At 31.0% G+C, this 12,019-nt stretch carries 10 protein-coding genes; 3 read left to right on the plus strand and 7 right to left on the minus strand.

What is annotated here, in order from left to right; translation table 11 throughout:
• Nucleotides 1-2: 2 nt before the first annotated feature.
• Nucleotides 3-989, minus strand: a complete 987-nt coding sequence (locus IPK06_12175; protein MBK7980727.1) for a hypothetical protein — start codon at nt 987-989, stop codon at nt 3-5.
• A 16-nt stretch (nt 990-1,005) separates the two neighbouring features.
• The gene (locus IPK06_12180; GenBank protein ID MBK7980728.1) at nt 1,006-2,055 is read right to left on the minus strand and encodes a proline racemase family protein; all 1,050 of its coding nucleotides are present in this window, start codon (nt 2,053-2,055) and stop codon (nt 1,006-1,008) included.
• 154 nt (nt 2,056-2,209) lie between these two features.
• On the opposite strand from IPK06_12180, the gene IPK06_12185 reads away from it, so the two are divergent.
• Nucleotides 2,210-4,429, plus strand: coding sequence for a S9 family peptidase (locus tag IPK06_12185; GenBank protein MBK7980729.1), 2,220 nt, complete (start codon nt 2,210-2,212; stop codon nt 4,427-4,429).
• A 149-nt stretch (nt 4,430-4,578) separates the two neighbouring features.
• On the opposite strand, the gene IPK06_12190 is transcribed toward IPK06_12185, so the two are convergent.
• The 5 genes from IPK06_12190 to IPK06_12210 form a co-directional block, all read right to left on the minus strand.
• The gene (locus IPK06_12190; GenBank protein ID MBK7980730.1) at nt 4,579-5,829 is read right to left on the minus strand and encodes an asparagine synthetase B; all 1,251 of its coding nucleotides are present in this window, start codon (nt 5,827-5,829) and stop codon (nt 4,579-4,581) included.
• A gap of 114 nt (nt 5,830-5,943) precedes the next feature.
• Nucleotides 5,944-7,197, minus strand: coding sequence for an ATP-dependent Clp protease ATP-binding subunit ClpX (gene clpX / locus IPK06_12195; GenBank protein MBK7980731.1), 1,254 nt, complete (start codon nt 7,195-7,197; stop codon nt 5,944-5,946).
• Nucleotides 7,194-8,954: a hypothetical protein gene (locus tag IPK06_12200; protein ID MBK7980732.1), complete on the minus strand. Its 1,761-nt coding sequence runs from the start codon at nt 8,952-8,954 to the stop codon at nt 7,194-7,196. Before IPK06_12200 ends, clpX begins: the two co-directional genes overlap by 4 nt.
• Nucleotides 8,955-9,045: 91 nt before the next feature.
• Nucleotides 9,046-10,512, minus strand: a complete 1,467-nt coding sequence (locus IPK06_12205) for an FAD-binding oxidoreductase (protein ID MBK7980733.1) — start codon at nt 10,510-10,512, stop codon at nt 9,046-9,048.
• Between the two features lies 1 nt (nt 10,513).
• Entirely contained in the window at nt 10,514-10,726 is a 213-nt protein-coding gene (locus IPK06_12210) for a hypothetical protein (protein ID MBK7980734.1), read from the minus strand.
• Nucleotides 10,727-10,809: 83 nt separating this feature from the next.
• Here IPK06_12210 and IPK06_12215 point away from each other — a divergent pair, with 83 nt between their 5' ends.
• Together IPK06_12215 and IPK06_12220 are read left to right on the plus strand one after the other, a co-directional pair.
• Nucleotides 10,810-11,367 (plus strand): GNAT family N-acetyltransferase, encoded by a 558-nt coding sequence (locus tag IPK06_12215; GenBank protein ID MBK7980735.1) that lies wholly within the window; start codon nt 10,810-10,812, stop codon nt 11,365-11,367.
• A complete protein-coding gene (locus IPK06_12220; GenBank protein ID MBK7980736.1) occupies nt 11,364-12,011 on the plus strand; it encodes a phosphoribosylanthranilate isomerase in 648 nt (215 codons plus the stop codon). Before IPK06_12215 ends, IPK06_12220 begins: the two co-directional genes overlap by 4 nt.
• Nucleotides 12,012-12,019 lie beyond the last annotated feature (8 nt).

The raw sequence follows: 12,019 nt of genomic DNA on the forward strand, positions 1-12,019 counted from the left end.
CCTTATAAATTTAGGGATTGTCCTATTTTTTGTTTTGCGGCATTGTCCAAAATTATTGAAGCAGCGACTATATCTTGAACCGCGTTACCAACGGATTTGAATATAGTAATTTTATCATTTATTTTCCTATTATCTTTTTCATTATTTATCACTTCTCCAATCTCGGCATAGATATGACTTTCATCAATTTGTTTATTGTTAATAGGATTAATAATATCGCCAGCTTCACTTAAGCACGCTTCTTTGGAATCAACATATAATTTTGCGGCAATTACTGTTTGCGAAGGAATCTCACACATTTCCGGCTTGTAAGATCCTATTCCGTTAATATGAACTTTTTCCTTTAAGTTCTCATGGGCAAAAACCGGAACGGAAGATGACGTGGCGGTACAAATTACGTCAGCTTCTTTTAGAAGACTTTCATTTTTAAGATAAAAAAGTTTTGCAGAAACTTTAGTTTTGCATTTTTCTATAAAATTTATAACCTTGCTTTCATTCGGGTCAAAGATATAAATTCGCTCAAATTTTCTAACGGCGCAAATCCCCTCCAATTGGTTTTCCGCTTGAACTCCGGCGCCAAATATTACCGCAATATTTGTTTCCTCGGCACTTAATAAATTTGTAGCTAGTCCGCTCGCCGCGCCGGTTCTAATTGCGGTTAAATATTCACCGTCCATTATTGCAATTGCTTCTCCGGTTTCGGAATTGAAAACATTGTACATTGCCTGAATCATTGGTAATTTTTTTGAAGGATTTTTTTTATTGATCATAACGGATTTTAATCCCACCAGCTTTTTTGGGGGGAAATAGATCGGCATGAACAAAGCTCCTGAATTTGGGTTGCCTAACTTCATATTTATTCGCAACGGAGCAATTACACTTCCTTTTGATAATTCTGAAAATGCCAATTTCATGCCTTCTATTGCAGAAGGCATATCAATACATTTTTTAATTTCTTCTTGTGAAAGAAATTTTATTTTTTTATTCATATAAGTTTTTCCAATATTATCTGAAAATAAATCCGTCTTTCAGCGGGTCATCGGGATCGATAATAAATTCATGTTTTCCTGTAATGTGTGCTGTCCCTTCAACTTCGGGAATTATTGCATTGTATTTACCGAATTTTGTTTTAGATATTGCTTTGCCGTAAAACTTTGTTCCAAGAATACTTTCAATAATTATTGATTGGTCTAACTTTAAATTTCCTTTCGCAAATTCTAACGCAACCCTTCCGCTTACTCCAGTTCCAGTTGGACTTCGATCCACTTCGCCTTCAGCAAAAATACAAACATTTCTGCTGTTGCAATTTTTCGAATTTGAAATACCGTAAAATATTGTGCCGTATAAAAAACTCAAATCTTTTTCAAAAGGATGTTTGATTTCAAAATTTTCCATTACGGCTTTTTTAATCAACATTCCTTTGTTTATCAATTCGTTAAAATTTTCCGGATACATCTTTATTCTTAAATCGTCCGCATTCACATAAGCATAAAAAGCTCCGCCGTAAGCAATATCAAATTTTATGTTTCCCAATTTAGGAACTATTATTTCTTTTTCGCGCAAATAAAGAAATGAAGGTACATTGTGAAAATAAACGCTTTCAATTTTACTGTTTGCAACCTTGGCGTAAGAAATTATTTGTCCCGCCGGAGCGTCAATTTTTATTGTGGTAACCGGTGATTTCATTTTTATCATTCCAGTTTCAAGAACAACTTTTGTTACTGCAATTATACCGTGTCCGCACATTGAACTGTAACCTTCGTTATGCGTAAAAATAACTCCGAAATCCGAATCGATTTTTTCGGGCTGAGTTATAATACAGCCGTACATATCTGCATGACCGCGTGGCTCCCACATTAAAGCGGTTCTAAGTTGATCATAATTCTCTTTGAAATATTTTCTTTTATCAAGAATTGTATTTCCCTTTAATTTTGGCAATCCGCCGGTAAATATTCTTAATGGTTCGCCTTCAGTATGTGCGTCAATAGAAGTAATTTTCAGCCAATTATGCGGTGTTTTCCAACTGCTCATTTTTATTAAATTTGGTCTCTTCATAATAATTTTTATCCCTAGTGAAACATTAATTTTTCTAACTTTGAACTTAACATAAATAAAAATGTTTTTTGAATTTTATTAAATATTTACAAGTTGTAATACTTTTTTGTCATTTAAATCATCAATAATTTTTAGGGAAATTTTTGGAGTTAAAATGAAGTTTAAAACCTCTTCGGTAATTTTGATTTTAATATTTGTAAACGTACTTTCGCAAACAGCAGATGATGCTAAATTAACATTGGAAAGAATATTTTATTCACGAGATTTTGCATCAGAAAGATTGGGGAGAGTTCAGTGGTTTGAAAATGGAGACAGCTACACCAAGTTGGAATGGAATGGAAAATACCAACAAATAGTAAAATATGAAGCAGCCACCGGTGACACTTCGGTAATTATTAAAAGTGAAAGATTGATTCCAAAGAATGAAACAGAACCATTAAAAATAAATGATTACTCTTTTTCCGATGACTTAAAACTTTTGTTGATTTTTACTAATTCGCAAAGAGTTTGGAGAACAAATACTCGAGGCGATTATTGGGTGTTAAATTTGGAAAATTGGGATTTAAAAAAATTGGGAGGCAATACAATCCCCTCTTCATTAATGTTTGCGACTTTTTCGCCCGATAAAAAATTTGTCGCTTATGTTAATAAAAATAATCTATACGTTGAAAATTTAAGTAACGGAACAATTAATCAGTTGACCACAGACGGTTCGGAAACAATAATTAACGGTACTTTCGATTGGGTTTACGAGGAAGAATTAAGTCTTCAAAACGGATTTAGATGGAGTCCTGACAGCAGACAAATAGCTTATTGGCAGTTAGATGCTTCCGGAGTTGGAAATTTCAACTTGATCAATAACACTGATTCAATTTATTCGCAAATTATTCCAGTTCAATATCCAAAAGCCGGGACACAAAATTCTGCTTGTAGAGTTGGTGTAATTAATCTAGAAAATAAAGAAACTAAATGGATTAATATTCCGGGTGACTCAAGAAACAATTACATTGCTAGAATGGAGTGGGCAGAATCTTCAAATGAATTATTAATTCAACAGCTTAACCGACTGCAAAATCATAATTATGTTTACATTGCTGATTCAAAAACAGGTAAAGCAGATAATATTTATACTGAGCTTGACGAGAATGCTTGGGTAGAAGTTGTAGATGATATTAAATGGTTTAAAGGCGGTAAATATTTCACATGGTTAAGCGATCAAAACGGATGGAACCAAATTTATTTAATTTCGCGCGATGGGAAAGAAATAAAAAATATTATAAATGAAAATTTTGATGTAATTGAAATATCAGGAATTGATCAAAAGAATAATTTAATTTATTACATTGCTTCGCCAAACAATCCAACACAAAAATATCTTTATAAAAAATCAATTTTCGGAAATGAAAAATCTGTGCTTATTACGCCAATTGAAAATACTGGGACAAACAATTATAATATTTCCACAAATTTTAAATGGGCAATACATAATTATTCAACAATTAACGATCCCGGAAAATCTGAAATAATTACATTGCCAAATCATAAAACGATCAGAATTTTAGCGACAAATGAAAATGTTAGAACAAATCTGAGAAAATTGGATATAAATCCTGTTGAATTTTTTACGATAAAAATAGATAACACAACTTCATTAGACGCTTACAAAATATTACCTCCAAATTTTGATGAAAATAAAAAATACCCGGTTTTGTTTTATGTTTACGGCGAACCGGGATCTCAAACAGTAGTTGATGGTTGGAGCAGAAGTTTTCTTTGGCATCAAATGCTGGCGCAGGATGGATTCATAATTATAAGCATTGATAACAGAGGAACTCCAGCACCGAAAGGAAAAGATTTTAGAAAATCAATTTACAAGAAAATTGGAGTAATTTCTTCCTACGATCAAGCAGAAGCAGCAAAGCAAATTTTAAGTTGGAAATTTGTCGATAAAGAAAAAGTCGGCGTTTGGGGATGGAGCGGCGGCGGTTCAATGACTTTGAATATGCTTTTCAGATATCCGGAAATATTTAAATTCGGGGTTTCAGTTGCGCCGGTAACCGATTTAAGGTTTTACGATACAATATATGAAGAAAGATATATGGGATTGCCTTCAATAAATGCGGAAGAATATAGGAATAGTTCACCAATAACTTTTACAAATCAGTTTGAAGGGAAATTACTTTTAATCCATGGAACAGGTGATGATAATGTTCATTATCAAAATAGTGAAAAGCTGATAAATGAATTAATTAAATATAATAAGCAGTTTTCGTTCTTGCCTTATCCAAACAGAACACATGGAATTTATGAAGGTGAGAATACAACAATACATCTTTATAACGCGATGACTAATTTTATTTTAAGTAATAAATAATTTTTAAAATTTAGTTTTTCTATCGACTCGGATATTCTCAATAATTCTTTCGACAACAATTAGAAAAACTTAAAAACCAATTGAGTTGATCTTACGTATTAAAAATATTTTAAATTTAGCTCAGACTTAATTAGAGAATTTTATGCTGATTAAGTTTTCTGAACTTTCTTTTTCGCCGCCGGAAACAGAATATTATTCAAAATTAATCTGTAGCCGGGTGAATTTTTGTACAGACTTAAATCCGTTGGTGGATCATTAACTGCATGACGGTAATCTTCGGGATCGTGCCCGCCGTAAAAGGTAAATGTGCCTCTTCCGAATTTTCCATGAATATATCTTACCTGATCCGTATTTGCTCGCTCGCCTAAAATTGTTACGGAATTTTTTATAAATTTTTTATGGAACATTGTCGTTTGTCCCATAAAGCCATTAATTACATTTACATGATTTTGAGTAAGCATTGTTGGAATAGGATCAAATTTAGCGCTGAATTCAAAAAGTGTAAAATAATCATTTCGTTCATCTCCAATTTCCGTAATATCAACGTCAATATTGCTGTACTCATAAACCATTGGATTCATTTCCAATTTGAAATTCTCGAAAGCTAAGGTATTGTTGAAATCAAGTTTATCTTGTGCATTTGGGTCGGGAGCGTCTCCATCATACATTTTATCAACAATATCAATATTTTCCGCGGCAAGCGCAATATCATAACTATCGGTCGCTGAACACATCGCGAACAGAAATCCGCCTTGACCTATATAATTCTTAATTGTTTTCACAACATCTTTTTCCATTTCAGAGACTTTTTTATAACCCAATTTTTTTGCTTCGTTTTCATAAATTTGCTGATTTTCCTGATACCATCGCGCTCCGGCATAACTAGAATAAAATTTTCCGAATTGTCCGGTAAAATCCTCATGATGAAGATGAAGCCAATCGTAGTTTTCCAATTTTCCGGATAAAATTTCATCTATCCAAATTTTATCATATTTAACTTCAGCATATTCCAATGCCAATGTTACCGCATCATCCCATGGTTGAAATCCGGGCGGAACGTAAACAGCAATTTCAGGCGCTTTTTCCAATCTTACAACATCCATATTTTGATCTTCACTTTGCACGAATGAATATATATCTACTGCCGTGGAATTATCTAATACTTCGTATTTTACATTTCTTATTTGACAATCAAGAATAATATTTTCGGAATAATCTATAACAAATGAACCGCCTTTATAATTTAAAAGCCAATCAGCTTTAAGATTTTTCTTCAATGCGTTAAATGTAATTCCATATGCTTTAAGATGATCTGTTTGTGTAAGATCCATTGGAATTAAAATTTTGGACTGAGCAAAAACGGTTTGAATTGTGAAAAGAATAATTATGGCAAATTTCATATTATCATTAATTTTTCATTTAGATAATTATACATCATTTTAGCTAAAAAGTTTGCAATCAACAAAAAACCCAGCCGTAAAAGCTGGGTTTAAAATATTTTATTTGATCAATTATTAGGCGGATTTTCTATCAACTTCGTAATAAATCGGTGAATCGCCGTTTTCAACAGTATCTTTAGTTATCAGGCATCTTTCAACATTATCCAAATTCGGAAGTTCATACATAATATCCAGTAAAGTAGTTTCTACAATCGATCTTAAAGCTCGCGCGCCGGTTTTTCTTTCCAATGCCTTTTTTACAATGGCGTCAATTGCCAATTTATCAAACTCCAATTCAACGCCTTCCATTAAGAACAATTTTTTGTATTGTTTAAGTATCGCGTTTTTAGGTTCCGTTAAAATATTTTTCAAAGCTTCGGCGTCAAGCGAATGCAATGGCGCAATAATTGGAATTCTTCCTATTAGCTCGGGAATGATTCCATATTTCAACAAATCTTCCGGTTCAACTTTTGTATAAAGTTCATCTTTAATAATTTCTTTTTCTTCATCTTGAGCATTGGAAAAACCCATACTATTCTTATTCAAACGCGAACCTACAATCTGTTCAATTCCATCAAATGCGCCGCCGAGAATGAATAAAATATTTTTTGTATTTATATTTATTAAACTTTGTTCAGGATGTTTTCTTCCGCCTCTTGGAGGAACTCCCGCAACTGTACCTTCTAAAATTTTAAGCAGCGCCTGCTGAACGCCTTCACCTGAAACATCTCTGGTAATTGAAACGCTTTCACTTTTTCTTGCAATCTTATCAATTTCATCAATGTAGATAATACCTTTTTGAGCTTTTTCTAAATTATAATCCGCTGCCTGTAGTAAACGAACAAGAATTGTTTCAACATCATCTCCAACATAACCGGCTTCGGTTAAAGTCGTTGCGTCTGCAATCGCAAAAGGAACGTCTAAAATTCCAGCAAGTGTTTTTCCAATTAATGTTTTTCCAACACCGGTGGCGCCAATAAGCAAAATATTGCTTTTATCAATTTCCACATCGTCAAAATCGAACATTGAAGAACCGGCATTAATTCTTTTGTAATGATTGTAAACCGCGACTGAAATTACTTTTTTAGCTCTATCCTGCCCAATAATATATTCATCAAGACTTTTCTTTATCATATCAGGAATTAAAGTACTGGAAGTTGTTTCTTTATTGTTATATGCGGCTAAATTATTTTTAAGAATATCTACACTAGTTTTAACACAAATATCGCAAATGTAAACATCAGGTCCGGCAACCATACTTTTCACTTCATTTCCATCTCTTCCGCAAAATGAACATTTAACAATTTTATGATCGTGCAAGTCACTCATTTATTACCTTTTACTCCGTTATTAATTTCAGAAATAATTTTTCTGGATTTTCCGGTATAGATTGAATTTGGAAATTCCTCTAACATTTTACTAAAAATCTTTGTTGCCTCAATAGAATTTTTTAACCCATAATAATATGTCGATCCTAATAAGAATAAAAACCTATCCTTAAAGATGTTATCTTCGTCACAATTTAATATTTCATTTAAAAAGATAACTGCTTCTTCGTAATTATTCAATGTTAATAATAATTCTATATAATTTACTGAAGCAAAATCTTTAAGCAATATTAAATTTTTATTTTCGGCCAATTTTTTAAATTCTTCCGATGCCTCGTTAAATTTTTTTTTCTCTATTAGATAATCGGCATTTATATAAGAAAGTAAATTCAAGGAATCTTTTTTAAAGGTATTAAGTAACAGTAAAAGCTGAAGTGCGTCATTTGAATATTCGTCTGCAGAATTTGATTTTACTTCATTCAATTCGGAAATTGCCTCACTGAACTTTCCTGACCACATCTTTATTTTTGCATTAAGGAATTTTAATTCATAAAATAATTTTTGATCATTTACTTTATACTTAAGTGTTTCGGCTAAAATGTTTTCGGCGTGGCTCAAATTCCCATTTTGAATATTTAATCTCGCCAATCTATATTTTACTTCGGGCAAAATTTCATTCCCAAAATTTGATTCTGCAATTTTAAGATATATACTGTCCGCTTTTTTAACATCATTAAATATTTCTTGATAAATTATTCCGGTTCTAAAATCAGCTTCAATTCCAATATTATTCTTGTATTTTTTTGAAATATTCTGATAAGAATTAATTAACTCCTTGAATTTATTTTTATCATAAACGGGATCATAATATTTTTTCCAACTTTCAGTCTTTGAAAATTCACTTTTTAAATTACTTTCAATTTCGCGCGTATAATTGATTTCTGTTTGAGCAAATAAAGGACTTTGTGAATAATTTTCTAAAATATACTTATAAATTTTTTCAGCGTTTACATGATCACCAAGTCGGGAAACTCTAATTGCAATGTTAAATAAATATGACCCGTTGTTTAACGATTCTTTATCGTAAGTAATTGCGCTTTCCAAAACCTTAGAAAAGTTATTAGTCTTCAAATATACTTCAATTAAAAGTTCAAGAATTGACGTATTTTCTTCACTTTTATAGAATTCCTCAAGAACATCAATTGTTGGTTTTTCTGCTCCGGTAGAATTTACATAGCTTAAAATTCTGTTTTTAACTATTGCCGTTTGATTAGGTTTGGATTCTAATATTCTGCAATATTCTTCGGCGGCTTTGTCAAATTTCATGGTTAAAGAATAAATATTTGCGATATCGTATGAGAATATTGTGTTATCTTCCGATTTTGAATTTCCTCTTTTCAGCATATCAACTGCTTGTTCCAATAATCTATTCTCAAACAAATAATTGGCAATTATTCTATAAGAGAATGGATTTTCCGGATCCAAAGCTATTCCTTGTTCCCATGCTTTATTTGCTTCTTTGTCATTTCCTTTAAGATAATATAAAGAGCCAAGGTCTCCATATAAATCTATGTTGCTTGGAGAAGTAATAATTTGTTTTTCAATTAATTTTTGGCATTCATTATAATTTTTTGTTTTAAGAAACAGATCATGAAGATTCCGGTAATAATTAAAATTCTGAGGCTGGCTCAATAGAAGGGTTTTATAGATCTTTTCGGCTTCTTCAAAATTATTCACTTCTTCAAAAGATTTTGCCAAACGAATCTGGTTTTCATCATTTTTTATCTGTGAAAAGCTTATGGAACTAAGTGACAAACAAAATAAAATGATGTAAAAATGAAATTTATATTTATGCAAAAAATCTTTCATCAAATATGTTATTTATATTTAAAATTAAATTTGGATCCAATGACTTTTTTAACTCAGCCATTTGACGAATAATTTTTTCTCCAAACATATCAAGTAAAAAATCTCTTTTGTATTTTCCGATTCCATGCTCGGCAGAAATTGTTCCGCCCAATTCAACTGAATATCTGCAAATTTCACGATAAAGTTTTCGCCCTAAAATCATTTCATTTTCATCTTTAGGAAGAATGTTAAAATGCAAGTGTGAATTTCCAATATGTCCGTATGCTACAAAATCCAAATTATTTACTTTAATAAGATTTCGGGTATAATTATAAAAATCATCAAATTTTTCATCCGGAACTGCGTTGTCTGTCCCGATTTTCTTTAATTTTCTCCCCGAAATTATCTCATTTATTAATAATGAGATTTTGTGTCTGAAATGTTTTAACTTTTCTCTTTCCTTTTCATCAATTGCAAACCAAATGTTTTCTTCGTTTCCGTTATTATTGTTAATTATTTCTACTATATTTTCAAGAATTTCATCTTCATTATCGGCAGCTTCCTGTTCAATCCAAATTGCGGCTTTTGAATTTTTAGGAATATTGGGAAATTCCGGATTCAATAATTTTAACGAATTCTTATCGAAAAATTCAATTTCTCTCAAATCAATAATTGACTCAGAATCTTTACAGCTCAGCTTTATTTCCTTTACAAAAGAAAATGAGTTTTCTTCATTTTCAAAAAATATTATCATTGAAAGAACATTTTTGGGCAAATCAATTAATTTTAGTTTTATACTTGAAATAATTCCTAAAGTTCCTTCAGAGCCGATAAACAGATCAATCAAATCCATATTGTTTTTAACGTAATAACCGGCAGCGTGTTTTACATCGGGCATTTTATAATTTGGAATCGGGATTTCTAAAATTTCACTTTCATTTAATTTAATTTTGCCTGAATAATTTTGTGAAAAATTATCACCTCGTTTTAAATTTATTTCTTCACCATTCGGTAAAATTATCTCAAGCTCCTCAATAAAATTTCTTGTCGGACCATATTTAAAAGTTCTGGCTCCGCTCGCGTTTGTCGCAACATTCCCGCCAATAGAACTATTATTTTCTGTTGGATCAGGAGGATAAAATAGTTTTTTCTCCTCAACAAAATTTTGAATTTCCGATAGAAAAACTCCCGGTTCAACAATTATTGATTTGTTCATTTCATCTAATGAAATTATCTTATTAAGCTTTTCTAATGAAATTAAAATTCCGTTTTCCGGAACACTTCCACCGGTTAATCCGGTTCTCGCAGATGAAATTGTAACTTTTATTTTTTCTTTATTCGCGATTTTTAATAATTCAATAATTTCCGATTTATTTTCAGGTAAATATACTTTTTCACAATCACCTTTAATATTTGCGGCATCCGTCAAATAATTTTCAAATTCAGTTTTATCAGTCTTTAAAATCATATTAAAACGGCCTATTGTGTTTTTTCATTATTTCAGTCCATTCATCAAGGTTTAACTGTTCGGCTTCATCAATCAGCATTATTGGAATATCGTCTTCTATTCTATATTTTCTTCGAGTTGCTTTATCAACTGAAATTAAAAAATTTCCTTCGAGCACCAAATCCGCTTTAGTTTCCGGACAGCATAAAATCTCTAAAAGATCTTTACTTATCATATTATCTCCAAAAAAAGTTTTGTAAATTATATTTTTAAAAATGCTATTTAAATATTTATAATACAAAGTTCGGGAAACAATTGTTGGAAAACCTTTTTTTAAATTTACCAAGTTTAGAAACAGAAAGATTAATACTAAGAAAAATCGAATATTCCGACCGATTTGATATTTTTGAATATTCTAAAAATCCGGAAGTTTCAAAATATGTCTTATGGGATGCTCATAAAAGTGAAATTGACACAATTGCTTTCTTAAATTTAATTTATGAAAACTATAATAAAAACGAACCGGGACCATGGGGAATTGAGTTAAAGGAAAATTCGAAAATTATTGGAACAATTGGAATTGTTAATTTTAATAAAGATGAAAATTTTGCCGAAATTGGTTTTGTTCTATCATATGATTATTGGAATAAAGGTTATACAACTGAAGCTATTTTGGAAACAATAAAGTTTTGTTTCAACGAAATTAAATTAAAAAAAATAATTGCTCGCTGTAAACCCGAAAATTTTAGGTCGGAAAGAGTTTTATTAAAATCCGGTTTTAAATATGTTGGAATCTTAAATGATAATCTTTTTGTAAAAGGAATTTTAAGCGATATGAAACTTTTTGAAATTTATAATCCGGTTAATGTTTTGTGAATATAAAAGTAAAAATTTGCTGTATATCAAGTTTACAGGAAGCGGAATTAGCTATTGAATTGGGTGCTTCCGCAATTGGATTGGTTTCGGAAATGCCCAGTGGTCCTGGTGTAATTTCAGAAAATTTAATTTCAGAAATTGCAACTTCAGTTCCTAAAAATATTGATACTTTTCTTTTAACAAGCAAGCAAAGCTCAAAAGAAATTGTTGAACAATTGAAAAGATGCAAAACAAATACAGTTCAAATAGTAGATAATTTGGTTTCGGGAAGTTATTCAATTATTAGAAATGAAATTCCAAAAATTAAAATTGTGCAGGTACTTCACGTGCAAAATGAAAAGAGTATTGAAGACGCATTAAAAATTGAAAATTCTGTCGACGCAATTTTATTGGATTCGGGAAACCAAAATTTAGAAATAAAAGAATTGGGCGGAACCGGGAAAACTCACAATTGGGAAATTAGCAAAGCAATTGTTGAGCAAATTAAAATACCGCTTTATTTAGCCGGAGGATTGAATTCACAGAATATTATTGAAGCAATAACAACAGTAAAACCATATGGAGTAGATCTTTGTTCAAGTGTTAGAACAAACGGTAAATTGGATAAACAAAAATTAACGGAATTTTTTAAAACACTAAACTAAGTAAATTC

This window comes from Ignavibacteriota bacterium (genome assembly GCA_016713565.1).
Classification (GTDB): domain Bacteria; phylum Bacteroidota; class Ignavibacteria; order Ignavibacteriales; family Melioribacteraceae.

Excerpts from the sequence above, each read along its gene's own strand:
- IPK06_12175 (MBK7980727.1), bottom strand. The coding sequence starts at position 989 with ATGAATAAAAAAATAAAATTTCTTTCACAAGAAGAAATTAAAAAATGT.
- IPK06_12180 (MBK7980728.1), bottom strand. The coding sequence starts at position 2,055 with ATGAAGAGACCAAATTTAATAAAAATGAGCAGTTGGAAAACACCGCAT.
- IPK06_12185 (MBK7980729.1), top strand. The coding sequence starts at position 2,210 with ATGAAGTTTAAAACCTCTTCGGTAATTTTGATTTTAATATTTGTAAAC.
- IPK06_12190 (MBK7980730.1), bottom strand. The coding sequence starts at position 5,829 with ATGAAATTTGCCATAATTATTCTTTTCACAATTCAAACCGTTTTTGCT.
- clpX (MBK7980731.1), bottom strand. The coding sequence starts at position 7,197 with ATGAGTGACTTGCACGATCATAAAATTGTTAAATGTTCATTTTGCGGA.
- IPK06_12205 (MBK7980733.1), bottom strand. The coding sequence starts at position 10,512 with ATGATTTTAAAGACTGATAAAACTGAATTTGAAAATTATTTGACGGAT.
- IPK06_12210 (MBK7980734.1), bottom strand. The coding sequence starts at position 10,726 with ATGATAAGTAAAGATCTTTTAGAGATTTTATGCTGTCCGGAAACTAAA.